Below are 26,002 nucleotides of genomic sequence, written 5' to 3' on the forward strand. Positions count from 1 at the left end.
GGGAAGGCAGACGGGCCGCCTTCCCTGTTTCTTTTATTTGATGCGCTGTCCATTGGCCAGAATTTGACCATCTTCTTTGAACTCGATTGTCGAATTCAGCGTGTCGGGCTCTTCCCCTGGCACTGCCATGAGACCCATCATCATTCGCGCGCCCATTGCGTCTTGCTCGGCAATCAGACCCATACCGATCAGAGTGTCGATCAGGGCATTCGCACCAACCAGTTGCAGGTTCGCAACGCCAGCGGGGGTCGGCAGACCGCCCAGTTCCTCAGTGTTGGAATTGTCGAAGGTGAAGTCGCCATCGCCGGACAGTTCCGCACCGACCATAGAGACCAGCAACTCGTTGATCGTCAGAGAGTGCAATTCACCCGGCGCTTCGTCCGCAAACTCAAGCGCCTCTACGGCCTCGGGGTCAAAGAAGTTGGTCAGCACTTTGGCCGTACCGGAAAGGTCCAGCGCAATCGTGGCCGGATCGCGTGGCAGGGCGGCTGCAGGGTCAAAAATGCTCCACAGCACGTCTGACATAGTGAAGTCCGTCAAGTTTATCGCCAGCCCAAAGGGTTGAATCTCTTCGGATTCCTGTACCGGGAATTCGAACTTGAAACCGCCACTTTCCATGGCAATTTCGATTGGAAAGGGCAGTTCCGCCGTTGTTACAGCAATTTTGGCGCTGTTTTGTTCGACGTCATAAGCAATTCGGTTGGCGTCGATGCTGCCGGAAAGCCGTCCGCCTTCGGATTCGCTGGCCATCGAAAAGTCTTCGCCTTCGCTGCTGCCCGCCATCGAAGACTGGCCTGATCCGTAAGTAAAGAGACCCGAGAAGGCAAAGCCAGCGTCATAGAATGCCTGCGGGTCAGAGAAATTGAAATCTGAAGGGATAATGCTGGTGCCGTCGAAGGCCAGATCGCCAAGCGTGCCGTCGAATTTTCCAGCGTCGTCGCTTTCGGGATCCTGAAATGCCAAGCTGTAGGTCATCTCTGATGCCGTAAAGCTTTGGTCGACATCGCGGTTTTCGCCGATCTTCATTTGCGAGCTGCCGCTCACATCCGCCATTTCAAGGTAGCCACCAACCACTTCGGGCGGCAACGTTTCACCGTCGACTTCGATGTTACCCAGTTTGATTCCAAGGCTGTCTGCAGAGTAATCGTAAGTCACATCATCCGGATCGCCAGAGACGGTCATAACAAGCCCGCTGTGGAGGTATTCGATATCGACTGTAAATGACTCGTCCTGACCATCGACATTGCCGGTGACGGTCATGGGGAAACTTTCCGGGACACCAATATTGACGCTCCCGTCGCCATTGTCGGTGAGGGTCATTTCAGGCATGGCCATGCTGAACGATCCCTCTTCTTCCGGGAGATCCATCGACATCGTCAGGTTTTCGATGGTGATACCATTGCCGGTATCTGTCTGGTCACCTGATACAGTATAGCCCATCTGCGCCAGATAGGACTGCCAGTCATCCCAGACTTCCTGTGGAGTAACGTCGGCAAGCGCCCCCTGCGAAATGACAGTGTAGGCCAGAACTGCGCCGCAGGTGCGGCGGAGAAAAACGGACATCATAGAACCCTTCTTGATCAAATTTGCGCGCATGGTGATGCCGGTGGCGGCGGGCGTCAAGGGGGAAGGGCTGGACCCATTCCCCGTTCGCAGGATAGAGGTTCATAAATTCTCAGGACAATGGAGGTACTGGAACCTTATGCAGGGGAAAACCGTACTGATCACTGGGGCCAGTCGCGGCATCGGGGCCGAGGCAGGGCGCGTATTTGCCGCAGCAGGGGCTAATGTCGTGCTAGTGGCGCGTAATCGGGATCAAATTCAGATATTGGCGTCGTCGCTTGGTGAAAACGCCATTGCACTGGCCTGCGACGTCAGTGACTTCGCCCAGGTCGAGCTGGCCGTGGCAGAGTGTGTAAACAAGTTTGGCGGACTGGATGTTCTGATCGGCAATGCGGGTGTCATAGACCCGATCTTCCATTTATCCAGCGCTGATGTTGCCTCATGGGGCAAGGCGATCGACATCAACCTCAAGGGTGTATTTCACGGAATGCGTGCCGCGCTGCCGGTTATGCGCGCTGCGGGTGGGGGGACTGTCCTGACGGTCTCTTCCGGTGCGGCGTCGAACCCAGTCGAGGCCTGGAGCCATTATTGCGCATCGAAGGCCGGTGCCAAGATGCTGACGGAATGTCTGCATCTTGAGGAATCCTCAAATGAGATCCGCGCCATGGGCCTGTCGCCCGGCACGGTTGCAACCGATATGCAGCGGGTCATCAAGGCCAGCGGGATCAACGCCGTCAGCCAGTTGGATTGGACCGATCATATCCCCGCCGATTGGCCGGCGCGGGCGCTGTTGTGGATGTGTTCGTCAGACGCGGATGAGTTTCTGGGAACCGAAATTTCGCTGCGGCGCGAGGATATTCGGCAAAGGGTTGGATTGACGTGATTGAACTGAACAAGGCGGACGGGCTGTGGACAGTCACGCTCAACAACCCCGACAAGGCAAATGCGCTGACCGCTGCGATGCTGACCGAGCTGTGCGAGATTGCCGAGGCCGCGACCGACGCCCGTGCGTTGATCCTGACCGGGGCTGGCAAGGTGTTCAGCGCCGGGGCCGATCTGGAAGAGGCGCGCGCCGGTCTGGCGAGCTCGGACCTGTGGGAGAGGTTGTCGGGGGCCATCGCGGCGCTGCCCTGCCTGACGGTTGCCGCGCTGAACGGAACGCTGGCGGGTGGGGCCAATGGCATGGTGCTGGCCTGCGATATCCGCATCGCGGTTCCGACGGCCAAATTCTTTTACCCGGTGATGAAGCTGGGATTTCTGCCGCAGCCCTCTGATCCGGTGCGTATGGCCGCACTGATCGGACCTGCACGGGCAAAGATGATCCTGATGGCCGGGCAAAAGATCACCGCCGATGAGGCCTATACCTTTGGTCTGGTCGACCGCGTGGTCGCGCCCGATGCTCTGATGCAGACTGCCCGTGATCTGGTGGCCGACAGTGTCGCTGCTGATCCCGAAATTGCGGCCGGTATTGCGCGGTTATGTTCATGAGGTTGTCCGCCCTGCGCCTGCGTGTGGCTGACACGGACCGCCTTGCCGGATTTTACGAGGGTGCGCTGGGCATGACCGCGCGCAGACAGGGCGCAAGCCAGCGGCTGGGCTATGCCGGACAGGATACCGATCTGCTGCTGATGCCCGGCGGGGGCGGGTACACACATGATCGGGGCCAGAGATATTGGAAGATCGGCATCACCCTGCCGGATGTTGATCTGGCGGCCGCCTATCTGCGCGAAAAAGGCATCGAGGTTTCAGAGCCGGACCAGTTTCTGGATATCGGCTATATGTGCCACCTGACCGACCCCGAGGGTTTCGGGATCGAGCTTTTGCAACATGATTTCCGGGGCAATCGCCCGGACAATGCCGCCGATCCCAAGGCCCCTTTCGCCGATGCGCGGATTGGACAGATCACCTTGCGCACCGGGGATATCGCGGCCGAGGATGCGTTTTGCCGTGCACAGGGGATGCGGCTGTTGTCTGTGCAGGATGTGGCGCAATATGGGTTTGACCTGCACTTTTATGCCTTCACCGACGAGGTTCCCCCAAATGCGGACCTATGGTCCGTTGAGAACCGCGAATGGCTTTGGAAACGCCCCTATACCACGCTTGAGTTTCAGCACACCGCCGGGGCCGCGTTTGTTCGGACTCCCGATTTCCGCGGGCTCGAGATGCAGGGCCTGGCCCAGCCCGGCCATGATGCCTTTGGCGACCCGGTCCTGCCGGGTTGATCACCGGCCACGCCGTTTTCCTGGCACTTTCGATCGAAACCCGGCGGGGCGTTTGCGGACCCAGTTTAGGAATCTCTCAAGACGAGGGTGGGTGCGCAAAGCTTCAACCGTGTTGAAATCCCGCGCCAGTTCCGCTTCGGTCAGGGTGGCGTGGATCTCTTTGTGGCAGATCACATGCAGAAAAACCGTGGGACCGCCCTTGCCCCCTTTCAGTTTTGGGATCAGATGGTGCTGGCTGCCGTTCCCATCGGGGATCGGCCGGTCGCAGAGGGGGCAGATCGGGTCGCGGTCGGTCATATCAGCGTAACGTCGCGCCGCAGGGCGCAAAAGGCAAGAGGACAGCAATGGCACAAGCCGTCGTGATCGGAGGCGGGCCAGCGGGCCTGATGGCGGCGGGTGAACTGGCCGCCGCAGGTCATGATGTGCTGGTGGCCGAGGCCAAACCCTCGGTCGCCCGAAAGCTTTTGATGGCGGGCAAGTCCGGCCTGAACCTGACCAAGGATGAATCGCTCGAAACACTTTTGTTGTCTTATGGCCCCGGTGCTGAGTGGCTGCGCCCCATGCTGGCGGAGTTTGATGCCACCGCCGTTCAGGACTGGGCGCGCGATCTGGGGCAAGAGGTGTTTACAGGCTCAACCGGGCGGGTGTTTCCAAAGGCGATGAAGGCCTCACCACTGTTGCGGGCGTGGCTGGGGCGGCTTGATGCGGCGGGGGTGCAAATCAAGACCCGGTGGCGGTGGACTGGCTGGAACGGCGATGCCCTGGAATTCGACACTCCGGAAGGCCTCCAGCAGATCAAGGCAGACGCGACCATTCTGGCGATGGGCGGCGCAAGCTGGGCGCGGTTGGGATCGGATGGCGCCTGGGCCCCGCTGCTGCAAGGGGCGGGTGTCGACCTGTCGCCATTTGCCCCGGCGAACTCGGCCCTGTCAGTGGATTGGAGCGCACATATGCAGCCGCATTACGGGGCTGCGATCAAATCCGTTGGGTGGACTGCCGGGGGTGTGATCAGTCGCGGCGAGGCGACGATTTCATCCAAAGGCCTTGAAGGCGGAGGGCTCTATTCCCTGACGCCCGCTTTGCGAGAAGGAGCGCCGTTGAGTGTTGATCTGGTTCCCGATCTGGATGTAACTACCTTGCAGCAGAAAATTGCAACCAAGAAATCCAAGACGACGCAGTCGCAATGGATGAAGAAATCTCTGCATCTGTCTCCGCAAAAGATCGCTCTGTATCACGAGATGAACAGGGGAAGCGGTCTGAGTGTCGAAACGTTGAAATCTCTGCCCCTCAGCCACGCGGGGTTGCGGCCAATGGATGAGGCAATCTCAACCGTTGGAGGTGTTCGGCAAGGCGCTTTGGACGAAGGGTTGATGCTGAAATCCAGGCCCGGAATGTTTTGTGCCGGCGAGATGCTGGATTGGGAAGCTCCGACTGGTGGGTATCTGCTAACTACCTGTCTGGCGACAGGGCGATGGGCCGGGCGATCAGCTGCAAACTGGCTGGCGCGGACCGCTTAACGCGACTTTGCCAGCATCGCCAGACGGATCATGGCACGTTCGACCAAAGCCATGGCTGGGGCCGTTTGCCCAGCTGACCGCAATGACAGATCCGTATCAGTCAGAACGGTCAAAGCGGTCTGCAGTTTGGGTGCCCCCCATCCCTGTGCTTGCCGCAGAATACGATCACGCCGCTTTCCATAGACGGGTGGGCGCAACTTGCCGACGCCCTGTGCCGCACCACCGGGATCGGCGGCACAGGCGTAAAGCGTTCGAAAGTGTCGGGTTGCTCCGATACACAGGCTGACCGCATTTGTACCTTGCGATTGCAGCCGTCGTATCAGCGGGCTAATCTCTCCGGCTCTGCCTTCGGCGACCACGTTCAGGACATCGTCCAGAGCGGCCTCGGTCGAGCTGGGTGCACAGGCCTCGATATCTTCGAGAGCCAATTCAGTATCGTCTCCGCGCTTGTAAAGAGACAATTTTTCAATGGTTTGCGTAAAGTCCCCGGGGCTGATGGCCGTGGCAAGTTCGGTGATGGCCGACATTGCATCCGGTGGAATGTTATTGACTCCGGCCTGTGCCAGAACCCGTTCAACCTCGGCCCTAGAGGGCGGATCGTCATAGATCCCAACGGCATAGGCTGCGGGATGCGACTCGAATGCCTTACGGATCTTTGAGCTGGGTTTGAGCTGCCCGGCAGTCACGATGATCTGAGCGTCGCCCGTTGCCCAATCCTCGAATGCGGTAATGATGGCTGGGGCGGCGACATCAGTTGCATCTTCGACGAAAACTGCACGTGGGCCGGGGAAGAACCCGACAGCCTTGACCGCGTCCAGCAACAGTGCCGGTTCCCCGCGCAGATCACCACCTGGCATTCGGGTCAGGCGCATTTCCTCTTCGGCGCCTTCTCCCAGCAGGGCTGACAAGACCTGTTGCCGTTTCAAGGCCACACGCATCGCATCGGATCCGTAAATCAACAACCCTGCCTTGCCCGCGTCCGGTTTGGCGAAATACCCCTCAGCCTCGCGCGGGCTGAGCTTCATTGGGTCAGGCCCGGTGCTGCATAAAGGCGGTTCACGATTTGATCAGACAGGATGATCATCAGCCGCTCGGTCGCGTCACGTTCGTCTGCAAGCGTCGAGACGGTTGAGCCTGCAGCGGAATAGCCCACGAAATCATGGACATTTCCTGATACCAGAATCCGCCCGGTTTCAGCGGACCTGAGGGAAAATTCCGCGCGCCCTTCGATTGTATACCGGTTCGTCTCGTTGGTAGTCGTGATCGCTGCAGATTGCGTGGCCGTAGCAACCTTAACATCCAGATCATACAGCTTTTGTGCGCTCGCATCCCGGCCCAGCCGCTGTTCCAAATTCTGGACAAGCAAATAGCTTTCCACGGAATTTGGCTCAGTTACAGCAACTTTACCATGCAATGCTTCACCTGTTCCGCCCGGCGCGTAAACGGGTTGGAACCCGCATGCGGCCGCCAGCAAGCAAGCAGCCAGCGGCACCAACAAAAGGCTTCTGCGATTAAACAACGACATTCACGATCCGACCTGGAACAACGATCACTTTCTTCGGCGCGGCACCGTCCAGTGCCTTTTGCACAGCTTCGGTGCTGAGCGCGATTTTTTCAACCTCTGCCTTGTCCATATCTTTTGGAACGCTGATTTCCGCGCGGCGTTTGCCGTTGATCTGGATCGGCAGGGTTACAGTGTCATCGACCAGCATAGCTTCGTCCGCGACAGGCCAGGGGGCTGTTGCGATCAAACCTTCGCCGCCCTGATGCGCCCAGATATCTTCGGCCAGATGTGGTGTCATCGGCGACATCAACTGTGCCAGCGTCTTTATCGCCTGCTTTTGGGCCGCTGCACCCGCTTTGGATTTTGCCAACGTATTGGTAAACGCATAGAGCTTTGCAATGGCGGCATTAAAGCCGAAGCTTTCAACACCAAGCGTCACGTCATGGATGGCTTTGTGCATCTCGCGCAGCAGGTCTTGATCCCCGTCGCCTTTTGCCTCGGGGTCCATCGCGCCGATCTTGTCGCAGAGGTTCCAGACACGGTTCAGGTGCTTGAATGCAGCCTCTGCGCCTGATGCTGTCCACTCCACATCCCGCTCGGGCGGTGAATCGGATAACACGAACCAGCGCGCGGTATCCGCGCCGAAGGCCGAGATAATGCTGACCGGGTCGACCACGTTTTTCTTGGATTTCGACATCTTGGCCGAGGGGATAACTTGTAATGTGGGCTCTAATTCTCCAATGCTCGAAAGTTCGTGGAAACGAGCTTTTTTCCACAATTCGATAACTGCATTGGAGTCATTGAGATCAACTCCATTTTCTTCAACAAACCCTCGAAGAATAGCTTCAGGTTTACCTTCAAATTCAAACCTAATGACATCCTCTGGGTAGAAGAATTCCATGCGAGTGCCACCAAGGGATTCAACAGTGCGCCCGTGTGATTGTTTCGTTCCAGGCAGTTCGGTCATTACCGCGCCACAGTACATCTCATGCGTGACCATGCCTTGGGTGAACAAGGCATCAAAGGGCTCGATGGCCTTTTTCGGCAAATGGCCAGTGATCTGCATTGCCCGCGCAAAGAAGCGGGAATAGAGCAAGTGCAGGATAGCGTGTTCGATGCCGCCGATATACTGATCGACATTCATCCAGTATTCAGCCTCGGCCAGATCGGTCGGCGTTTCCGCGTGCGGAGCCGTAAAGCGGGCGAAATACCACGACGAATCGACGAACGTATCCATCGTGTCGGTTTCTCGCTTGGATGGCGCACCGCAAGACGGGCAGGCGCAGTCGCGCCAGGTCGGGTGGCGGTCCAGAGGATTGCCCGGTTTGTCAAAAGTGACATCGTCGGGCAGGCGGATCGGCAAGTTTTCTTTCTTTTCGGGCACCACGCCGCAGGATTCGCAATGCACCACGGGAATCGGGCACCCCCAATAGCGCTGACGCGACAGACCCCAATCGCGCAGACGGTATTTGGTAACGCCTTCGCCCCAGCCCGCTTTTTCGGCGAAATCGACGGTGGTGTTGATTGCGTCATCACCCGTGGCGTCGGTCAGCCCGGCAAAATGGTTTACCCAGCGGACTTTTTCGGTTTTCGGCGGAACGAATGCGGTTTTGTCGACCGGCGTGTCATTATCAAGCGCAAAGAACGTGTCGACGACGGGCAAACCGTACTTACGGCAGAAATCCAGGTCGCGCTGGTCGTGGGCCGGGCAGGCAAAGATGGCGCCGGTGCCGTAATCCATCAGGATGAAATTGGCGATCCAGACCGGCAGCTCCCAATTCGGATCCAGCGGGTGTTTGACCTTGATACCAGTGTCATAGCCCAGCTTTTCGGCGGTCTCTATGGCCTCTTCCGTGGTGCCGCCCTTGCGGCATTCGGCAACGAACTCAGCCACTTCGGGGTTTTCGGCCTCAAGTTGCTTGGCAATCGGATGGTCCGGCGAGATGCCGACGAAAGACGCACCCATCAGTGTATCGGGGCGCGTTGTATAGACGGCGATTGGCTCACCACCATCGATGCGTTCAAAGCCAAACTGCAGCCCGCGCGACTTGCCGATCCAGTTTTCCTGCATCAGGCGCACTTTTGCAGGCCAGTTCTCCAGCGTGTCCAGCGCATCCAGCAATTCCTCAGAGTAATCGCTGATCTTGAAGAACCATTGCGTCAGCTCGCGCCGTTCAACCAATGCGCCCGAGCGCCAGCCGCGCCCGCCTTCGACTTGTTCATTGGCCAGTACGGTCATATCGACCGGATCCCAGTTCACCACGGCGTTCTTGCGGTAAACCAGACCGGCCTTGAGCATATCCAGAAACAGCGCCTGCTGCTGGCCGTAATATTCCGGGTCGCAGGTGGCAAATTCGCGCGACCAGTCGATGGACAGGCCCAGAGGCTTCATCTGGCTGCGCATGTCGGCGATGTTGCCATAGGTCCAGTCTTTCGGGTGACCGCCAATAGCCATCGCAGCGTTTTCTGCAGGCATCCCGAACGCGTCCCATCCCATCGGGTGCAGCACGTTATGGCCGGTCGCAAGCTTGTGGCGCGCGATTACGTCGCCCATCGTATAGTTGCGCACATGTCCCATATGGATGCGGCCAGACGGGTAGGGGAACATTTCAAGCACATAGTATTTCGGCTTGTCCGCCTTGTGGTTGGCGGTGAAGATTCCGGCCTTGTCCCAGGCCTCTTGCCATTTTGCTTCGATTTCGGTGGCCGAATAGCGCGACATCGTGCGGTCCTTCGTAATGAAAACGCCGGGCATGAACCCGGCGTGGTAATATTGTGATTTGAAGCGGGTTGCTAGAGCTTGTTGTCCGCAATGCGCAGCTGACGGGCGCGGGACAGGATTGCATCTTCGATTGCGCGTGTGGTTGCCGCGCTGACCGGGGCACCCCCGCTGGTCTGCAGCGCAACCGACAAGGATCGTGCCGCCAGGGCGGGATCGCTGATGTGAACCGTGGCCCTGTATTGCCGTCCGCCACCCGGAGGCGTGCCGTAACCTGTTACGATTACACCGGTAAAGGGATCGACTTCCTGCACAGGCAGAAAGTTAAGGACATCCAGCGAGGCAGCCCACAGATAGCGGTTCACATTGGTAACCTGCTCGGCGTCTGCGGTGTTGAATACATCCCAGATCGTTGAGCGATTCGGATCGTTCAGCTCACGCTCGTCCGAGCGACCGCCATCCACATTGAGTGGCGTTGCACTGGGTTCTGCGTTGCGATTCTGTCCGCAAGCCGACACCGCGGCTGTCACTATGATCAAACCGAAAATTGTCTGCAGGCGCATGTTGGACAGGTTCCGTTTCGTTGGTTTTAGGTTATTCACGTTACTCCTAGACAAGGTCTGGTTCGTCAACAAGCTTAATCTTGTCACATCCAGAGCAGGCTTCGGGGTTGATTCAGTGGGCAAATCAGACTGTGGCATCCTTGCACCAATTCTAGGCCAATGCGCGTCAGTTTTTATGCCAAGCTTGCGTGACAGGGGCAAAAAGGGCGAAACGGTTCCCGTGCTGAGACATGTGCCTAAGCACGTGTCGAGTTAAAAAACTTTTGAAACCGAGGGAAACAAGATGAAAAAAGTTCTCTTCGCATCGACCGCACTGATTGCAACCGCAAGTGTTGCAGCGGCCGAAGTTAAGTTCAGCGGCTACGGCCGTTTTGGTATTGGTTATCAGGAGGACCGCACAGCGGCCACCACCACCACCACTACCACCACCACTACTGCAAGTAGTGCAACTGTTCAGAACGTTAACGTGTTCGCGAACGACACTGACGACGCAATCCTGGTCTCGCGCTTCCGCTTGAACATCGACGGCACAGCCGAAACCGATGGCGGCGTTGAGTTCTCGGCTCGTGTACGTCTGCAGGCTGACGAAGACTCGTCCACCGGCGAAGCCAACTCGGCTGGCCTGAACGGCGCGCGCTTCTCGGTCATCTACGGTGGTCTGCGTGTTGACGCCGGCAACGTTGCTGGTTCTTTCGACAACTTGGCAAACTACTACGGTAACGAGCCTGGCCTGGAAAACTTCATCGGTCAGTATTCTGCCGTTGACTATAGCTTCCTGGGTTACTCGTCGACCGGTTCGGGTTCGAACGCTGTGTTCTTCCAGTACGCAGTTGGTGATTTCGCCTTTGGTGCGTCGTACGACCAAGCAACTATCTTTAACGGTGGTGGCAGCACAACCGACGCGGATCGTTGGGACGTAAGCGCGACTTACACCTTCAACAACATCACTGCAGCGCTGGCCTATGGTCAAACTGACGCGGGCACTGGTGGCGACGATCCAAGCCTGCTGGTCTTCACCCTGGGTGCAGAATTCGGCGACTTCTCGGGTACGCTGTTTGTTGCTGACGATAAAACCGAAGTTGACGCCACCGACGGCACTGCTTGGGGTGTATCGGGTGCCTACAATGTTGGCGCCGCGACCACTCTGACCTTCGCCTACGGTGACGGTAACGCTGATGCGGACACGCAGCAGTACGGCATCGGCGCCATCTACGACCTGGGTGGCGGTGTATCGCTGCGCGGTGGTGTAGGTGTCAGCGACTGTGACGTCTGCGACGACTCGACCACACGTGCCGACTTTGGTGCACAGTTCAACTTCTAAGTTGATCTGAGCCGCAAGGTTTAAGGGCAGGTCTTCGGACCTGCCCTTTTCTTTTTGTCCGACATAGTGTTTTTCTTCGCCCATAACTGATCGAGGACCCAAATGTCGCTGCAAGAAATATCTGCCCGGATAACCAAAGCCGAAACTGCCTCGGGGCGGGACGTCGGGGCCGTGAAGCTGATCGCCGTGTCAAAGGTTCAGCCGAATGAGCGTGTAGCGGAAGTGCTTGCTTTAGGGCATCGCTGTTTCGGTGAAAACAGGGTTCAAGAAGCCGTCGGAAAATGGCCGGAATTCAAATTGCAGTACCCGGATGTCGATTTACATCTGATTGGGCCGTTGCAAACGAACAAAGCCCGTCAGGCGTTGGATCTGTTCAGCACGATCCATTCTGTTGACCGCCCCAAACTGGCCAATACTCTGGCCCGGCTCGCGCAAGAGGTCGGCACTTGCCCGGACCTGTTCATTCAGGTCAATACCGGTGAAGAGGATCAAAAGGCAGGAATTCTGCCCACTGAGGCAGACGCATTTATTGCCGATTGCCGCGGGCTCGACCTTCCGATTCAGGGCCTGATGTGCATTCCGCCTGTCGAGGAAGAGCCATCTCTGCATTTCGCCTTGCTTGCCAAGATAGCTGAACGCAATGGTCTGAAAGGGCTATCCATGGGGATGAGCAGCGATTTCGAGCAGGCCATTGCACTTGGCGCGACCCATGTGCGCATCGGCTCGGCCATTTTCGGCGAACGAGTTAAGCCTGAGGGATAATCAGCCGCGTGCCTGGCTCGATTCGACGTGCGATCCACCGCAGATGGTCGCGCCGAAAGGCAACGCAGCCTTCTGTAGGAAAACCGGGCCGTCGCCATTGATGCAGGAAAATTGCTGAACCGCGCCCGGCCACCGCATTGGGCCAGTTCCAGTCAGTGATCAGAACCAGATCGTAAAGCGGGTCCGCGCGGCGCAGTTTTTCGTGGCTGAAAGGATAAGGTGTGCTGACCATATGATTGTACTGCGTGTCTTGCACATCATCTGACCAGAGGTCCTGAGGACCGATTGGGATGGCCCAAGGCGACGGTCTTGCGAGCCGGTCGGGCCGGTACAGCATACCAACGATGTAGAGGCAGCCGGTCGGCGTGGCGCCGTCCCCCTCACGCTTGCTGTTGCTTAACCCACCTTTCCCGATCGAACAGGGAAAATACCCGCCGCGAAAACGAACGCCGCGGCGGGTTAGAACCAGATCTGCGGGTGTCACAGCAAATGTCCCGACTTGGCTGCTTTGGTGGCCAGATAGTCGCGGTTATGGGCAGTTTCGCCGACTTTCAGCGGGACGCGCTCGGTGACGGCGATGCCGGTCTTCTCCATCATCGCGATCTTGGCGGGGTTGTTGGTCAACAGCCTTACGGAACTGAAGCCGAGCAATTTCAGGATATCCGAGCCCAGACGGAAATCGCGCTCGTCATCCTCGAACCCGAGACGGTGATTGGCCTCGACTGTATCGAACCCTTGATCCTGCAGGAAATAGGCGCGCATCTTGTTGGCCAAGCCAATCCCGCGGCCTTCCTGATTCAGATACAGAAGTACTCCTGCCCCTTCAGACCCCATCTGGGCCAGGGCCCCACGCAGTTGTGGGCCGCAATCACATTTCAGGCTGCCCATCAGATCACCGGTGAAGCAGGCCGAATGCAGCCGAGCCAATACCGGTTTGCTGCGGTCGGGGCGGCCGATCTCTATTGCGTAATGTTCCTCGCCGCCATCTTCAGGGCGAAAAACGTGCAGGCGCCCGGCTTCGGATACCTCCATCGGCAGTCGGGCGGCCACGACCTCATTCAAAATGCTTCGATCCGACAGATGTGGCGCGGCGCGGGTATGGTCTATACATGTCAGGCCATGTGCAGTAGCGAAGTTTCGGCCTTCTTGGACAGGAACAACGATTGCCGCTGGCAGAAGGTGGGCTGACTTGGTCAAAGCAATGGCAATGCGATGCAGATTGGCGTTGCCCTGACGCTCTGTCATCAGTGGGCCTTTCATAGGCGCGTTCAGATCGTCCGAGGGATCGGCCACCGCCTGCACCCAGGCAACATCGGCATCTGCCGGAACGATCACGCGCGCCAGGTCACCGTCATAGGCCCGTGCCTTTAATGTCTCGGCCCGTCGGACAGTCACTGCGACAACAGGATCGCCACCCAGACCTTGCAAGTCGGCAAGCCGCTGTGCGCTCAGCGTTTCCGACGCAATGGCCAGTACGCTAAAGCCGGTGTCATCCGTCAGGGCGACCGGCAAGCCCATGCGCAGGTCAGCCCGTGCCCGAGCAAGCAGTTCCGAGATATCCGGGATAAGACTCATCTATTGTTACCCTGTAACGATCAGCCCTTCATGTAGCCTGATCAAAAGGAAATGTGAAACAATTCCTCATCCTGAGACACGAGGGCGTGAAACGGTTGCAGCAAACCTTGTTGATTGCATCTTTCGCGCGCAAGTGGTGGAAAAGGGCTTAGGAGGACCGGATATGGCACAGTTAAAGAAAATCCTGCTAGTGGATGATGATGAGGATCTGCGCGAAGCGTTGAGCGAACAGCTCGTGATGACCGAGGATTTTGATGTATTCGAAGCGTCGGACGGGGCATCAGCCATGGAGCGGGCTCGCGAGGCGATTTACGATCTGGTCATTCTGGATGTTGGCTTGCCCGACACGGATGGGCGCGAGCTGTGCCGCCTGATGCGCAAGCAAGGTGTGAAAAGCCCGATCCTGATGCTGACCGGTCATGACAGTGACGCGGACACCATCCTGGGTTTGGATGCCGGTGCCAATGACTATGTTCCCAAGCCGTTCAAGTTTCCGGTCCTTCTGGCACGTATCCGTGCGCAGCTGCGCCAGCATGAACAATCAGAAGACGCGGTATTTGTACTCGGGCCTTATACGTTCAAGCCGGCGATGAAGATGCTGATCACCGACGAAGACCGCAAGATTCGACTGACCGAGAAGGAAACCAATATCCTCAAGTTCCTGTACCGGTCCGCCGACGGTGTCGTCGCCCGTGACATTCTGCTGCATGAGGTCTGGGGCTATAATGCCGGTGTCACCACACATACGCTGGAAACTCATATCTATCGCCTGCGTCAGAAGATCGAGCCCGATCCATCCAACGCGCGCCTTTTGGTCACAGAATCGGGTGGATATCGCTTGGTATCGTAACTTGATGTGGATTGACTTGGATCAAAGTGATACCCTGTAGACATCTTTAAGTTACTCCCAACCCGTACATGTCCGGGTAATGACATGTACCTCCCTGTTGGACTGCCGGGCCTGATGGCCCGGCCTTTTTTGTTTGTGCTGCAAAATGTTTTGCGGCTCCTAGCGGATTGCGACAAAGTATATGTTCATGTAATGTTCTATTTCTGGAGTGCAAAATTGGAGGCGAAAGTGATTCATGGAAGTTGCCTGTGTGGCGCCGTAAAATTCCAACTTACCAGTGAACCTTCGGTTATGGGAACATGCCATTGTTCGCGTTGTCGGAAGGCAGGTGCAAGCACTGTTGTCTTCGTCAAGAAAGATGATGTTGTTTGGCTGGACGGTAAGGACCGAGTTGTCACTTACCAGCCTGAACCGCCCTATAAATATGGCAGGTGTTTCTGCGATACCTGTGGGACGTCGCTTGGTGAAATTCTGGCTGATGCCGACAGTTTTCCAATCGCGGCCAATGCGCTGGATACCCCGTTTGAGCTGACAGTCCAGTTTCACGAGAATGTTTCCGAAAAACCGCATTGGTACAAGATTTGCGATGATGCACCCCAATCGTCCGGGCATCCGTCCTGATATTTTCTTTTACGATGGCACCTGAGAATGCGCCGCGTTAGGGTGCGCCAACCGCGACAGAGGAGTCCCCTATGCCTTTTACTCTTGCCACATGGAACATCAACTCGGTCCGCCTGCGCGAGCCTATCGTGCTGAAATTGTTGCGCGAAGAGGCGCCGGATGTTCTGTGCCTGCAGGAATGCAAGTCTCCGGTGGACAAGATCCCCACCGAAGGGTTCGCCGAACTGGGTTACACTCACATGGTTGCGCGCGGGCAAAAGGGCTACAACGGCGTTGCGATCCTGTCTCGCCTGCCGATGGTCGAGGCGGGCGACATGGATTTCGCAGATCTCGGCCATGCGCGCCATATCGCGGGGCGGCTGGAAAACGGTGTGACGATCCACAATTTCTATGTGCCTGCGGGCGGGGATGTGCCGGATCGTGAGGTGAATGAGAAATTTGGCCAGAAGCTGGATTACCTGACCGATATGCGTGACTGGTTCCACGCGGAAAAGCCGGAAAAATCCATTCTGGTTGGTGATCTGAACATCGCTCCGCGTGAGGATGATGTCTGGTCGCACAAACAGTTGCTCAAGGTCGTTTCGCATACACCGGTCGAGGTCGAGGCTTTGGCCGAAACACAGGACTCAGGCGGTTGGGTCGATGTCACCCGGCAGGACATCCCCGAAGGGCAGCTTTATAGCTGGTGGTCCTACCGCGCGCGGGATTGGGACGTGGCCGACAAGGGGCGGCGGCTGGATCACGTCTGGGCGACGCCGGATATCTCGAATGCAGGCCATTCCAGCCGCGTTCTGCGCAACGCGCGCGGGTGGGAAAAGCCCAGTGATCACGCCCCGGTCTTTGCGACCTTTGACGTCTGACGTGAAACTCTGCCCTTGGTTTCCGGGTCAAGCGACTGCATATAGAGCGCAAGTTTAATCGAAAGAGTGACAGCCATGGACCTTCTGAACGGCGCAGACACCCCCGCCACCGATCTGATCAAGGACGGGACCGAAGCCACTTTCATGGCGGATGTGGTCGAAGCCTCGCAGGACGTGCCGGTCATCGTTGATTTCTGGGCGCCGTGGTGCGGCCCGTGCAAAACGCTTGGCCCGCTGTTGGAAGAGGCTGTGACCGCCGCCAAGGGTGCGGTCAAGATGGTCAAAGTCAATGTGGACGAGGCGCAGATGATAGCCTCACAGATGCGCGTTCAGTCTATCCCGACCGTGTATGCCTTTCACAAAGGCCAACCGATCGACGGATTTCAGGGCGCAGTGCCCGGATCCGAGATCAAAGCATTTGTCGATCGCGTGATCGAGGCGACAGGCGGCGAAAGCCCGGGTGGTCAACTGGGCGATGCTGTCGAGGCTGCCGAAGAAATGTTGACTGAAGGTGCCGCGGCGGATGCTGCACAGACCTTTGCCGCCATTCTGGGCGAAGATCCCAACCATGCCGCTGCCTATGGCGGGCTGGTACGCGCGCATATCGCCACTGGCGATTTGGAGCAGGCCGAGGCAATTTTGAACGGTGCCCCGGCGGAGATTTCCACATCGCCAGAGCTTGAAGCGGCAAACGCACAGTTGGAACTGGCCAAGCAAGCGGCAGATGCCGGCCCGGTGGCCGAATTGACCGCAGCGGTTGAGGCCGATCCTGACAATCATCAGGCACGGTTCGATCTGGCGCAGGCCCTGCATGCCAATGGCGAGGTTGAAGAGTCGGTGGCGCAGCTGCTGGAAATGTTCCGCCGCGACCGTGAATGGAACGACGGCGCGGCCAAGTCTCAGCTGTTCACGATATTTGATGCGCTCAAACCTAATGATCCGATTGTTCTGAACGGGCGGCGCAAGCTCAGCTCGATGATATTTGCCTAATTCTGGATCAGAGCTACACTCGGGTACATGATGCATCCCGCTGATCTGCCGGAAACGGTATCCGTTTTCCCTTTGCCCGGGGCGCTGTTGCTGCCCCGATCGCGCTTGCCGCTGCATATATTTGAGCCGCGCTATCTGCAGATGCTGGACGACGCTTTGAAAACCCAGGAACGGTTGATCGGGTTGGTTCAACCGAATCCCTGTCAAAGCAACGAAAACAAGCTGCACCAAATTGGCTGCGCGGGGCGGGTGACGCAGTTTTCCGAAACTGAAGACGGCCGCTATCTGATCACTCTGACTGGCATCTCCCGGTTCCGTATTCAGGCCGAGTTGGATGCATTTACCCCATACCGCCGTTGTAACGTGACCTGGCGCGGGTTTGACCGTGATCTTGGCAAGGTCGAGCACGACGAGGGGTTTGATCGCGTGGGGCTTATGAAGCTGTTGGAAAAGTTCTTTTCGTCGCGAAAGTTGTCGGCTGATTGGGATATGTTGAAAGACGCGAATGATGAACTGCTTGTGAATTCGCTGTCGATGTTGCTGGATTTTGATCCGGAAGAAAAACAAGCCTTGCTAGAGGCTCCCTGTTTGCGCACCCGGCGCGAGACTTTGGTGACACTGATTGAATTCGCCATGCGCGGCGGAGCGAATGAGGAAACACTACAATGACCACCGTTGAACACGCTTTTGACCGCCACATGCTTGAGGCGCTAATTTGTCCAAAGACGCATACAACGCTGCATTATGACGCTGAAAAACAGGAACTGGTGTCAAAAGCGGCGGGTTTGGCCTTTCCGATCCGCAATGGCATTCCCGTCATGTTGGTGGATGAGGCGCGAGAGCTGGACTAGATCGCCCGACCCTGCAGTAGTTTTGGCAGGTCCCCAGTCAGGCCAGCGGCCTCGCGCACGAAACCGCGACGCAGGCCGGGTAGTGACCCGACGACGCCCATCCCGATATCCCGTCCGATCCGTAGTAGAGGATTGTCGTTGGAAAACAGCTTGTTGAACACATCCGTCGCCATCGCCAAAGACGCGGTATCAAACCGTCGCCATTCCTGAAAACGCTCCAAAACCAGTGGCGAACTAATATCTTCCCCGCGCCGTCCGGCCAGGGTCAGCACCTCGGCCAGGGCGCCCACGTCGCGCAGGCCCGCATTCAGGCCTTGGCCTGCAATCGGGTGCATTCCATGGGCTGCGTCTCCGACCAGTGCCATCCGTTCTCCGATGAAAGAGTTGGCGATGGTCAGGTTCAGCGGATAGGTAAACCGATCTCCGGCCAGACGGATTTCGCCCAGGAAATCGCCGAATCTGGGGCGCAGGACCTGCAGATAGTCCTCCTCGGGCAGGGCGTTGATGCGCTTGGCCATTTCTGTTCGCTCGCTCCAGACGATAGAGCTGCGATTGCCGGTCAGAGGCAGAATGGCCAAAGGGCCGGGTGGCATGAAGAACTGATGCGCGATGCCGTGATGCGGCAAGTCATGTTCGATGGCGCAGACCAGCGCGGTCTGCCCGTAATCCCATCCTGTGCGTTTGATCCCGGCACGTTCCGCTGTGCCGCTGCGACGCCCATCGCATCCGATCAGCAGCGCACCCTTGACGACCGCGCCATCATCCAATGTCAGGCTGACGCCTGTTCCCGAGGTCTGCTGTGACACTACCGTCTTGCCGCTGATCTGGGTAATGGCCTTTTCCGCGGCCATCGCGTCCAGAAAGGCACGGCGCAGGTGGCGGTCTTCGACCATAAAGCCCATCGGACCTTCTTCGATCTCGGCATGGTCGAAATGCATGAAAAACGGCGACGGGCCAGCGCCAGCATGGCCATCGGTGACCTTGATTTCGAGCATTGGCTGGGCGTGTTTGGCAACCCGTGTCCAAACCCCAATCGCCTCTAGCAGGCGCTGCGAAGCCAGGGCCAACGCATAGGCTCTGCCGTCAAAAGCCGCATTTTTGCGAACCTTTTCGGCCAGCGCGTCAATGACGGTAACTCTGTGCCCTGTTTGTGCCAGTGCCAAAGCCAAAGCGGGGCCATTCAGGCCGCCGCCGACGATCAGGATATCCGAGCTCTGTTCCATGCTGCGCACTATGCGCGCCCATTCGGGATTGTCCATGTGCGGTCCTGTCGCTACCGTCGCTGGGAATGCAGAAATCGAAGGGGGCAGTGATGCAGGATTGGTTGTCGATGACGGCTTGTGATCTGGGTCGGGGCATTGGCATGGGCCAGATTGACCCGGTTGAACTGACAGAGACCTTTCTGACTGCGGTAGCAGCCCACCCGCATCGCGACCGAATCTATGCCCGCGTGACCGAAGCGCGCGCCCGAGCCGAGGCTGAGGCGGCGCAGGAACGGGCCAAGCTGGGATTGCGCCGATCATTGTTGGATGGGGTGCCGATCAGTTGGAAAGACCTGTTCGATACTGCCGGGACTGCCACCGAGGCAGGAACGGCACTGCTGAAAGACCGGGTTCCCAAAACTGATGCAATCGTGCTGCGAAATGCCAGTGCCATGGGCGCTGTATGCCTTGGCAAAACCCATATGAGCGAGCTGGCCTTTTCCGGCCTGGGTTTGAATCCAATCACCGGAACGCCGCCCTGCATAGATGATGAGGATGCGGTTCCCGGAGGATCATCTTCGGGGGCTGCGGCATCCGTGGCTTGGGGATTGGCGGCTTGCGCGATCGGCTCGGATACTGGTGGGTCAGTGCGGATACCGTCAGCCTGGAACAATTTGGTTGGGCTGAAAACCACCGCCGGGCGGGTCAGCCTGGAGGGTACAGTCCCGTTGTGCCTGCGGTTTGATACCGTTGGACCGCTGGCCCGCTCGGTCGAAGATGCGGCCCATATGCTGGCCATGCTGGAGGGCGGTACGCCAGCTGATTTGCGCGGAGCCAATCTAAAGGGGCGTCGTTTCGCGGATTTACAGACTGTCGCCAAGGATGATTTGCGCGCAGAGCCGCGTGTCGCTTACGAGGATGCCTTGGATCGGTTGCGTGAGGCCGGTGCAGATATCCTGCCTCTTGAGGTCCCTGAACTGACCGACGCGATGGGGCTGTCGGGGGTTCTTTACACCACCGAAGCCTATGGCCTGTGGCGCGATGTGATCGAGGCCAACCCAGATGTGATGTATCCCGAAATACTCGAACGGTTCCGTGCCGGACGAATTGCTTCGGGCCCCGATTATGTTGCAGCCTGGTCAAGGCTGAAGGCGTGTCGCGGTGCATGGGACGTGGCCACTGCCGGGTTTGACGCCGTTTTGGCCCCAACTGCACCGATCCTGCCGCCCAATCTTGAACGGCTGATGAGCGATCATGACTATTACGTCACCGAAAACCTGCTGGCTTTGCGGAACACCCGGATAGGCAACCTCATGGGGCTGGCAGCGCTGACCTTGCCGACCGGAAAACCGGGCTGCGGGCTGATGATGATGGGTTATCCGGGGTCCGAAGAGGCGCTTTTGCGGCTTGGTTCCGCGGCCGAGGCCGCATTGGCCTGAATGCCACAATCCCCTGATTCGGCACCGCTTTGTCTGGACGAAGCCCCGCCCGGCCTGTAACCTGCTTGAAAACGGGGCGAAATGATCCCGATATTGAGGCAGTAGTTATGAATTTCCCCGAGCGGTTTTCGAACCTTCCGGAATACGCATTCCCGCGCCTGCGCACCCTGTTGGATCATCACCAACCGGGCGGTGAAGTGATTCACATGACCATTGGTGCGCCGATGCACGCTTTTCCGGCCTGGGTCAGCGACGTGATTGCGGAAAATGCTGCCGGTTTTCAGGGATATCCGCCGAATGAGGGTTCGGCCGAGCTGCGCGGTGCGATCACTGACTGGATTGCACGCCGTTATGGCGTCACGATGGATCCGGACACGCAGGTTATGGCCCTGAACGGGACGCGCGAAGGGTTGTATAACGCCGCCATGGCGCTGTGCCCCGAACAGAAATACGGACAAAAACCGGTCGTTCTGTGCCCGAACCCGTTCTATCAGGTCTATATGGTTGCCTCGATCTCGGTCGGGGCTGATCCGGTTTTTGTCCCGGCCACGGCGGCCACAGATCATCTGCCGGACTATGCGGGATTGCCCACGGATGTGCTGAACCGCACTGTCGCCGCTTATATCTGCTCACCAGCCAACCCGCAGGGCGCAGTTGCCACGCGCGAATATTGGGCCGAGTTGATCCGGCTGGCTGAGACATATGATTTCCGTATCTTCGCCGATGAATGCTATTCCGAGATCTACCGTGACACAGCGCCTACAGGTGTTCTGACGGTCGCAAAGGAACTGGGCGCTGATCCTGAACGGATCACCCTGTTCAACTCGCTGTCAAAGCGGTCGAACGTGGCCGGGCTGCGGTCTGGCCTGATTGCAGGCGGGCCGGAAACGATCAAGCGGGTCAAGCAGTTACGCAATTATGCAGGCGCGCCATTGCCGCTGCCGTTGCAGGCCGCCGCCGCAAGGCTCTGGGCCGATGAGGCGCATGTGGACGAGAATCGCGCGCTCTATCAGGAAAAATACGCCATCGCAGACCAGGTGTTTGCAGGCATCCAGGGCTATATGCCGCCCGAGGCAGGGTTCTTTCTGTGGCTGCCGGTCGAGAATGGCGAGGAAACCGCATTGAAACTGTGGCAGCAGACCGGAGTTCGGGTGCTGCCGGGGGCATATCTTTCTCAAGGTGATCCGGGGCAAAACCCGGGCGAGCAATTTATCCGGGTCGCTATGGTGGCCCCAAAAACAGAGATGCGGCAGGGGCTGATCACGCTCCGCGACTGCATTTATTCGTGAGGTACGAGGGCAAAATGGCATCATATAACGCGCGCAACCGCGATCCATTGCTGGACAGCACGACTCAGGCCGCCATCGAGAGGCGCAGCAAAGAGTTGATCGGCATCGCCCTGATCCTACTTGGGTTGGCTTCGGCGGCAATGATCTGGTCCTACACACCGGATGACCCGAACTGGATGGTGTCGACGGATGCACCAGTGCAAAACTGGATGGGGCGTGTTGGTGCCTCGATCGCGGCGCCATTGTTCATGATTGTCGGTTGGGGCAGTTGGAGCATCGCGTTGGTGTTGATCGGCTGGGGTGTGCGTTTTGCCGGGCATTTCGGTGAAGATCGTGCCGTCGCGCGCCTGATATTTGCACCGATCTGGATCGCCATTGTCTCGGTCTATGCGGCGACATTAGTGCCGGGTGAGGCTTGGCGCGTAACGCATAGTTTTGGTCTGGGTGGATTGTTTGGGGATACGGTCATGGGTGCCTTCCTGACCTTGTTGCCCATATCCTCGCATTTTATTGTCAAGCTGATGTCTCTGGCGATGGCTATTGGGATGCTGACGCTGGGTGTGTTTGTTCTTGGTTTCACCAAGGACGACGTGCGCAAGGGGATTCGTGCCTTTCTGCTGGGGCTGGTCATGTCCTATGACATACTGATGAATCTGCTGGGCCGTGGGGCTGCCGCAACAGCGGAGGCTGCGCGCGAACGTCGTGCCCAATGGGACGAACGCAAGATGGCCCGCGCCGAAGGGGCCGTGTTCGACGACGAGATTGCCTTTGCGGACCCTGTTTTCGACGAGCCACTTCTGGAAGCGCCCGAACCGGTAAAGACCGGCCTTCTGTCGCGCATTCCTGATCTGATCCGTCGCCCGGACCCTATGCCCGAACCCGAGCTGATCGACCGTGAACCTGTCGCGGGTTACGAGGAAATGCCGGGCGAGGACCGTATCCGTTCAAAGATTTCTGCCGCCGTGCGCAACCGTAAGGTTGCAGTCGGAGAGATGGCTCCTGAGCCCGATCCCGACCTGCCGCTGACCAAAGGGCGGGGCCGTGGACCTGATCCGTTGATCCTGAATGCAGGTCATGCCGACGAACTGCCGCCAGAGCCGCCAGTGACATCAACCGGGCTGCCGCCCGAGCCGATGCTGTCAGCGAAGCCTGAAACAGAATGGCAGGAACCGCTGCATCAGGATTTTGCGCCCGAGCCAGATTTCGATGACGAGGCCGTTTTCGAGGATGACGCCGATGAGATGCCGCAAGCCCGCCCAGCGATGAAAATCCCCGTGGCCGAGCCGCGTAAGCCTGTGGTTGCGCAACCCGTGCGCCGCACCCCGCCGCCCTCGCGCCGGGCCCAGGCCGAGGCGCAGCCCGCGTTGTCGTTCGAGGAAAAGCACTCCGATTTCGAACTGCCTCCGCTGGGCCTGCTGTCCAACCCCTCCAGCATTCAGCGCCATCACCTGAGCGATGAGGCCCTGGAAGAGAATGCGCGGATGTTGGAAAATGTGCTGGATGACTATGGCGTCAAAGGTGAGATCGTCAGCGTCCGCCCCGGTCCGGTTGTCACCATGTACGAACTTGAGCCGGCTCCGGGTTTGAAAGCCAGCCGCGTTATTGGTCTGTCGGATGACATTGCCCGCTCGATGTCGGCCCTGTCGGCGCGGGTTTCGACCCTGCCGGGCCGCTCGGTCATCGGGATCGAACTGCCCAATGAAAACCGTGAAATGGTGGTGCTGCGCGAAATCCTTTCGAGCCGTGACTTCGGAGACGGCAATCAGGCGCTGCCTTTGGCGCTGGGCAAGGATATCGGCGGTGAATCCGTTGTGGCCAATCTGGCCAAGATGCCCCACCTGCTGATCGCGGGGACCACCGGTTCCGGTAAATCGGTGGCGATCAACACGATGATCCTGTCGCTGCTGTATAAGCTGACGCCGGATGAATGCCGCCTGATCATGATCGACCCCAAGATGCTGGAATTGTCGGTCTATGACGGCATCCCGCATCTGCTTTCTCCGGTTGTGACAGACCCGAAGAAGGCGGTTGTCGCCTTGAAATGGGTCGTGGGCGAGATGGAGGATCGCTATCGCAAAATGTCCAAGATGGGTGTGCGTAACATCGCGGGCTATAACGGCCGGGTGAAAGACGCGCTGTCAAAGGGCGAGATGTTCAGCCGCACGGTCCAGACCGGTTTTGACGACGAAACGGGTGAACCGATGTTCGAGACCGAGGAATTCGCACCCGAGTCGATGCCCTATATCGTTGTTATTGTCGACGAGATGGCCGACCTGATGATGGTCGCGGGCAAAGAGATCGAGGCCTGCATCCAACGTCTGGCGCAGATGGCGCGGGCCTCGGGTATCCACCTGATCATGGCCACGCAGCGCCCCTCGGTCGATGTGATTACCGGCACGATCAAGGCGAACTTTCCGACCCGGATTTCCTTCCAGGTGACGTCAAAGATCGATAGCCGCACCATTCTTGGTGAAATGGGCGCCGAACAACTGCTGGGGCAGGGTGACATGCTGTATATGGCGGGTGGTGCGAAGATCACACGTTGCCACGGTCCGTTTGTCTCGGATGAAGAGGTCGAGGAAATCGTCAACCATCTGAAGCAATTCGGCCCGCCGGATTATATGAGCGGTGTGGTCGATGGACCGACCGAGGAAAAGGCTGATAATATCGACGCTGTTCTGGGTTTGAACACCGGGGGCAACACCAATGGCGAAGACGCCCTGTACGATCAGGCCGTGGCGATTGTGATCAAGGATCGCAAATGCTCGACCTCGTATATCCAGCGGAAACTTGCCATTGGCTATAACAAAGCTGCGCGTCTGGTTGAGCAGATGGAGGACGAAGGCATTGTTTCATCGGCAAATCACGTCGGAAAACGCGAAATCCTGGTGCCAGAGCAATAGGATATTTAATAACAAGGGCAGAGCGCTTATCTGGGTCTTATGAAACAGATTGCTTTTGCCCTTGCACTGACACTGGCCACACCCGCCGCCTGGGCTGCGGACAAGTTGCCGCTGTCGCAGATATCGAATTACCTGAATGGTCTGAAAACTGTCGAGACGACATTTACACAGGTCAATGATGATGGCTCACTGAGCACAGGAAAGCTGTGGATCGCACGGCCTGGAAAGATGCGGTTCGAATATGACCCGCCAGACAGCGCCGTTGTGTTGGCGCGCGCTGGCACCGTTCAGATATTCGATCCGAAATCCAATCAACCGCCCGAGCAGTATCCGTTAAAGCGAACACCTCTGTCTCTGGTTCTGGCACGGAATGTCGATCTGGGTCAGGCTAATATGGTGGTTGGGCATGACTTTGACGGAACGGCCACTGTCGTGACAGCACAGGACCCGAAAAACCCTGACTCCGGTCGAATTGAGCTGATGTTCACCGGCGATCCGGTTGAGCTGCGAAAATGGGTGATCCACGATAATGCAGGCGGACAGACAACGGTTCTGCTGGGTCAGCTTGATACCGAAAAAAATCTAAGCAGCAGCTTGTTTTCGAACAAGAACAGAAGCGGGTCAGGCAATCGCTGACCCGCTGTTTGTTCAGTAACGACAGCCTGACAGTTGCGCCTGGTACATCCGGGCGCGCGCATCCACATCATTGGCCACGTTCAGCAACCACGTCTTGCTGTAATGGCTGCCGCGGGCATAACCGGTATGGCCTTCATGATAGGCCAGATACTGATTGCGCGTGTCGCTTGGCTGGATGCCATTCCGCTCATAGCTTTTGTTCATGTACCAGCCGATGAAATCCGAAGCGTCGCGGATACGGTCCCGCTTGGCCCGGCGTTTGCCGGTTTCGCGCTGATACTCATCCCATGTCCCGTCCAGCGCCTGGCTGAAGCCATAGGCGCTGCTCTGACGGCCCATCGGAATCACACCCAGAACATATTGATGGGGCGTTCGCGCATCGTGGCGATACCGGCTTTCCTGATAGATCGTTGCCATCTGAACGTGAACGGGGATTCCCCATTTCCGCTCGGTGCTTTTGAACGCCTTGATATATTCGGGCCGTTCACGCGCAATGCTGCATGCATCATTCAGCTTGCTGGGTGGCTGGTTGGAGCCACCCCCGCAGGATGCCAAAAGCAGCACCCCGAAGAGTACGATAAGAATTCTGCTCATGTGCCTCGTGCCTTTTTTCTT

General features: G+C 57.9%; 26 protein-coding genes. 16 read left to right on the plus strand and 10 right to left on the minus strand.

The window, feature by feature from the left end; translation table 11 throughout:
• Positions 1-33: 33 nt before the first annotated feature.
• Positions 34-1,563, minus strand: a complete 1,530-nt coding sequence (locus tag AC2FLB_RS12795; protein ID WP_496709380.1) for a DUF2125 domain-containing protein — start codon at positions 1,561-1,563, stop codon at positions 34-36.
• 139 nt (positions 1,564-1,702) lie between these two features.
• Between AC2FLB_RS12795 and AC2FLB_RS12800 the strand changes: the two genes are divergently transcribed.
• From AC2FLB_RS12800 to AC2FLB_RS12810, 3 genes are read left to right on the plus strand one after another with little or no spacing between them, the layout of a single operon-like run.
• Positions 1,703-2,446, plus strand: a complete 744-nt coding sequence (locus AC2FLB_RS12800; protein ID WP_496709416.1) for an SDR family oxidoreductase — start codon at positions 1,703-1,705, stop codon at positions 2,444-2,446.
• Positions 2,443-3,051 (plus strand): enoyl-CoA hydratase/isomerase family protein, encoded by a 609-nt coding sequence (locus AC2FLB_RS12805; protein WP_496709381.1) that lies wholly within the window; start codon positions 2,443-2,445, stop codon positions 3,049-3,051. Before AC2FLB_RS12800 ends, AC2FLB_RS12805 begins: the two co-directional genes overlap by 4 nt.
• Positions 3,048-3,785: a VOC family protein gene (locus tag AC2FLB_RS12810; protein WP_496709382.1), complete on the plus strand. Its 738-nt coding sequence runs from the start codon at positions 3,048-3,050 to the stop codon at positions 3,783-3,785. The genes AC2FLB_RS12805 and AC2FLB_RS12810 overlap by 4 nt, the downstream gene beginning before the upstream one ends.
• Here AC2FLB_RS12810 and AC2FLB_RS12815 read toward each other — a convergent pair whose 3' ends face one another.
• Positions 3,786-4,082, minus strand: coding sequence for an HNH endonuclease (locus AC2FLB_RS12815; RefSeq protein ID WP_496692524.1), 297 nt, complete (start codon positions 4,080-4,082; stop codon positions 3,786-3,788).
• 47 nt (positions 4,083-4,129) lie between these two features.
• Here AC2FLB_RS12815 and AC2FLB_RS12820 point away from each other — a divergent pair, with 47 nt between their 5' ends.
• Complete coding sequence (locus AC2FLB_RS12820; RefSeq protein ID WP_496709383.1) at positions 4,130-5,302, plus strand: TIGR03862 family flavoprotein; 1,173 nt, start codon at positions 4,130-4,132, stop codon at positions 5,300-5,302.
• Here AC2FLB_RS12820 and holA read toward each other — a convergent pair.
• From holA to AC2FLB_RS12840, 4 genes are all read right to left on the minus strand, one after another.
• A complete protein-coding gene (gene holA / locus AC2FLB_RS12825) occupies positions 5,299-6,327 on the minus strand; it encodes a DNA polymerase III subunit delta (protein ID WP_271949662.1) in 1,029 nt (342 codons plus the stop codon). The two genes, AC2FLB_RS12820 and holA, sit on opposite strands and share 4 nt — an antisense overlap.
• Positions 6,324-6,827, minus strand: a complete 504-nt coding sequence (gene lptE / locus AC2FLB_RS12830) for an LPS assembly lipoprotein LptE (protein WP_496709384.1) — start codon at positions 6,825-6,827, stop codon at positions 6,324-6,326. Before lptE ends, holA begins: the two co-directional genes overlap by 4 nt.
• Entirely contained in the window at positions 6,814-9,528 is a 2,715-nt protein-coding gene (gene leuS, locus AC2FLB_RS12835) for a leucine--tRNA ligase (RefSeq protein WP_496709385.1), read from the minus strand. The genes lptE and leuS overlap by 14 nt, the downstream gene beginning before the upstream one ends.
• A gap of 71 nt (positions 9,529-9,599) precedes the next feature.
• Positions 9,600-10,088, minus strand: a complete 489-nt coding sequence (locus tag AC2FLB_RS12840) for a DUF3576 domain-containing protein (protein WP_142637277.1) — start codon at positions 10,086-10,088, stop codon at positions 9,600-9,602.
• A gap of 283 nt (positions 10,089-10,371) precedes the next feature.
• On the opposite strand from AC2FLB_RS12840, the gene AC2FLB_RS12845 reads away from it, so the two are divergent.
• Both AC2FLB_RS12845 and AC2FLB_RS12850 read left to right on the plus strand, forming a co-directional pair.
• Positions 10,372-11,409, plus strand: coding sequence for a porin (locus tag AC2FLB_RS12845; RefSeq protein WP_496692521.1), 1,038 nt, complete (start codon positions 10,372-10,374; stop codon positions 11,407-11,409).
• Between the two features lie 102 nt (positions 11,410-11,511).
• Positions 11,512-12,171 carry a YggS family pyridoxal phosphate-dependent enzyme gene (locus tag AC2FLB_RS12850; RefSeq protein WP_496709386.1) on the plus strand — a complete coding sequence of 220 codons (660 nt, stop codon included), beginning with the start codon at positions 11,512-11,514 and terminating at the stop codon, positions 12,169-12,171.
• Here AC2FLB_RS12850 and AC2FLB_RS12855 read toward each other — a convergent pair.
• Both AC2FLB_RS12855 and ribA read right to left on the minus strand, forming a co-directional pair.
• Positions 12,155-12,655 (minus strand): L,D-transpeptidase family protein, encoded by a 501-nt coding sequence (locus AC2FLB_RS12855; RefSeq protein ID WP_496709387.1) that lies wholly within the window; start codon positions 12,653-12,655, stop codon positions 12,155-12,157. The genes AC2FLB_RS12850 and AC2FLB_RS12855 overlap by 17 nt on opposite strands.
• Entirely contained in the window at positions 12,652-13,746 is a 1,095-nt protein-coding gene (ribA, locus tag AC2FLB_RS12860) for a GTP cyclohydrolase II (RefSeq protein WP_496709388.1), read from the minus strand. The genes AC2FLB_RS12855 and ribA overlap by 4 nt, the downstream gene beginning before the upstream one ends.
• Positions 13,747-13,909: 163 nt before the next feature.
• Between ribA and AC2FLB_RS12865 the strand changes: the two genes are divergently transcribed.
• From AC2FLB_RS12865 to AC2FLB_RS12890, 6 genes are all read left to right on the plus strand, one after another.
• Positions 13,910-14,596 (plus strand): response regulator transcription factor, encoded by a 687-nt coding sequence (locus tag AC2FLB_RS12865; RefSeq protein WP_142637092.1) that lies wholly within the window; start codon positions 13,910-13,912, stop codon positions 14,594-14,596.
• Positions 14,597-14,824: 228 nt separating this feature from the next.
• The gene (locus AC2FLB_RS12870; protein WP_496709389.1) at positions 14,825-15,217 is read left to right on the plus strand and encodes a GFA family protein; all 393 of its coding nucleotides are present in this window, start codon (positions 14,825-14,827) and stop codon (positions 15,215-15,217) included.
• A 71-nt stretch (positions 15,218-15,288) separates the two neighbouring features.
• The gene (locus AC2FLB_RS12875) at positions 15,289-16,077 is read left to right on the plus strand and encodes an exodeoxyribonuclease III (protein WP_496692519.1); all 789 of its coding nucleotides are present in this window, start codon (positions 15,289-15,291) and stop codon (positions 16,075-16,077) included.
• Between the two features lie 75 nt (positions 16,078-16,152).
• Positions 16,153-17,067 carry a thioredoxin gene (trxA, locus tag AC2FLB_RS12880; RefSeq protein ID WP_496709390.1) on the plus strand — a complete coding sequence of 305 codons (915 nt, stop codon included), beginning with the start codon at positions 16,153-16,155 and terminating at the stop codon, positions 17,065-17,067.
• A gap of 27 nt (positions 17,068-17,094) precedes the next feature.
• Positions 17,095-17,736 carry an LON peptidase substrate-binding domain-containing protein gene (locus tag AC2FLB_RS12885; RefSeq protein ID WP_496692517.1) on the plus strand — a complete coding sequence of 214 codons (642 nt, stop codon included), beginning with the start codon at positions 17,095-17,097 and terminating at the stop codon, positions 17,734-17,736.
• A complete protein-coding gene (locus AC2FLB_RS12890; protein WP_142637084.1) occupies positions 17,733-17,918 on the plus strand; it encodes a Trm112 family protein in 186 nt (61 codons plus the stop codon). Before AC2FLB_RS12885 ends, AC2FLB_RS12890 begins: the two co-directional genes overlap by 4 nt.
• Here the strand turns inward: AC2FLB_RS12890 and AC2FLB_RS12895 are convergent.
• Positions 17,915-19,141 (minus strand): FAD-dependent monooxygenase, encoded by a 1,227-nt coding sequence (locus tag AC2FLB_RS12895; protein ID WP_496709417.1) that lies wholly within the window; start codon positions 19,139-19,141, stop codon positions 17,915-17,917. The genes AC2FLB_RS12890 and AC2FLB_RS12895 overlap by 4 nt on opposite strands.
• Before the next feature lie 89 nt (positions 19,142-19,230).
• Here AC2FLB_RS12895 and AC2FLB_RS12900 point away from each other — a divergent pair, with 89 nt between their 5' ends.
• The 4 genes from AC2FLB_RS12900 (at position 19,231) to AC2FLB_RS12915 (ending at position 25,387) form a co-directional block, all read left to right on the plus strand.
• Entirely contained in the window at positions 19,231-20,559 is a 1,329-nt protein-coding gene (locus AC2FLB_RS12900; RefSeq protein ID WP_496709418.1) for an amidase, read from the plus strand.
• Between the two features lie 107 nt (positions 20,560-20,666).
• Complete coding sequence (locus AC2FLB_RS12905) at positions 20,667-21,848, plus strand: aminotransferase class I/II-fold pyridoxal phosphate-dependent enzyme (protein ID WP_496692516.1); 1,182 nt, start codon at positions 20,667-20,669, stop codon at positions 21,846-21,848.
• Between the two features lie 14 nt (positions 21,849-21,862).
• Positions 21,863-24,751: a DNA translocase FtsK gene (locus AC2FLB_RS12910; protein ID WP_496692515.1), complete on the plus strand. Its 2,889-nt coding sequence runs from the start codon at positions 21,863-21,865 to the stop codon at positions 24,749-24,751.
• Between the two features lie 39 nt (positions 24,752-24,790).
• A complete protein-coding gene (locus AC2FLB_RS12915) occupies positions 24,791-25,387 on the plus strand; it encodes a LolA family protein (protein ID WP_142637078.1) in 597 nt (198 codons plus the stop codon).
• Between the two features lie 12 nt (positions 25,388-25,399).
• Here the strand turns inward: AC2FLB_RS12915 and AC2FLB_RS12920 are convergent, their stop codons facing one another.
• Positions 25,400-25,981 carry a transglycosylase SLT domain-containing protein gene (locus AC2FLB_RS12920; RefSeq protein ID WP_282021966.1) on the minus strand — a complete coding sequence of 194 codons (582 nt, stop codon included), beginning with the start codon at positions 25,979-25,981 and terminating at the stop codon, positions 25,400-25,402.
• Between the last annotated feature and the right edge of the window lie 21 nt (positions 25,982-26,002).

It is taken from the genome of Ruegeria sp. CDSA236 (genome assembly GCF_059611285.1).

Coding starts and splice junctions, on each gene's coding strand:
- lptE (WP_496709384.1), bottom strand. CDS start 6,827: ATGTCGTTGTTTAATCGCAGAAGCCTTTTGTTGGTGCCGCTGGCTGCT.
- AC2FLB_RS12800 (WP_496709416.1), top strand. CDS start 1,703: ATGCAGGGGAAAACCGTACTGATCACTGGGGCCAGTCGCGGCATCGGG.
- AC2FLB_RS12900 (WP_496709418.1), top strand. CDS start 19,231: ATGCAGGATTGGTTGTCGATGACGGCTTGTGATCTGGGTCGGGGCATT.
- ribA (WP_496709388.1), bottom strand. CDS start 13,746: ATGAGTCTTATCCCGGATATCTCGGAACTGCTTGCTCGGGCACGGGCT.
- AC2FLB_RS12845 (WP_496692521.1), top strand. CDS start 10,372: ATGAAAAAAGTTCTCTTCGCATCGACCGCACTGATTGCAACCGCAAGT.
- AC2FLB_RS12890 (WP_142637084.1), top strand. CDS start 17,733: ATGACCACCGTTGAACACGCTTTTGACCGCCACATGCTTGAGGCGCTA.
- holA (WP_271949662.1), bottom strand. CDS start 6,327: ATGAAGCTCAGCCCGCGCGAGGCTGAGGGGTATTTCGCCAAACCGGAC.
- AC2FLB_RS12850 (WP_496709386.1), top strand. CDS start 11,512: ATGTCGCTGCAAGAAATATCTGCCCGGATAACCAAAGCCGAAACTGCC.
- trxA (WP_496709390.1), top strand. CDS start 16,153: ATGGACCTTCTGAACGGCGCAGACACCCCCGCCACCGATCTGATCAAG.
- AC2FLB_RS12915 (WP_142637078.1), top strand. CDS start 24,791: ATGAAACAGATTGCTTTTGCCCTTGCACTGACACTGGCCACACCCGCC.
- AC2FLB_RS12875 (WP_496692519.1), top strand. CDS start 15,289: ATGCCTTTTACTCTTGCCACATGGAACATCAACTCGGTCCGCCTGCGC.
- AC2FLB_RS12820 (WP_496709383.1), top strand. CDS start 4,130: ATGGCACAAGCCGTCGTGATCGGAGGCGGGCCAGCGGGCCTGATGGCG.
- AC2FLB_RS12810 (WP_496709382.1), top strand. CDS start 3,048: ATGAGGTTGTCCGCCCTGCGCCTGCGTGTGGCTGACACGGACCGCCTT.
- AC2FLB_RS12795 (WP_496709380.1), bottom strand. CDS start 1,563: ATGTCCGTTTTTCTCCGCCGCACCTGCGGCGCAGTTCTGGCCTACACT.
- AC2FLB_RS12895 (WP_496709417.1), bottom strand. CDS start 19,141: ATGGAACAGAGCTCGGATATCCTGATCGTCGGCGGCGGCCTGAATGGC.
- AC2FLB_RS12910 (WP_496692515.1), top strand. CDS start 21,863: ATGGCATCATATAACGCGCGCAACCGCGATCCATTGCTGGACAGCACG.
- AC2FLB_RS12815 (WP_496692524.1), bottom strand. CDS start 4,082: ATGACCGACCGCGACCCGATCTGCCCCCTCTGCGACCGGCCGATCCCC.
- leuS (WP_496709385.1), bottom strand. CDS start 9,528: ATGTCGCGCTATTCGGCCACCGAAATCGAAGCAAAATGGCAAGAGGCC.
- AC2FLB_RS12920 (WP_282021966.1), bottom strand. CDS start 25,981: ATGAGCAGAATTCTTATCGTACTCTTCGGGGTGCTGCTTTTGGCATCC.
- AC2FLB_RS12865 (WP_142637092.1), top strand. CDS start 13,910: ATGGCACAGTTAAAGAAAATCCTGCTAGTGGATGATGATGAGGATCTG.
- AC2FLB_RS12905 (WP_496692516.1), top strand. CDS start 20,667: ATGAATTTCCCCGAGCGGTTTTCGAACCTTCCGGAATACGCATTCCCG.
- AC2FLB_RS12885 (WP_496692517.1), top strand. CDS start 17,095: ATGATGCATCCCGCTGATCTGCCGGAAACGGTATCCGTTTTCCCTTTG.
- AC2FLB_RS12840 (WP_142637277.1), bottom strand. CDS start 10,088: ATGCGCCTGCAGACAATTTTCGGTTTGATCATAGTGACAGCCGCGGTG.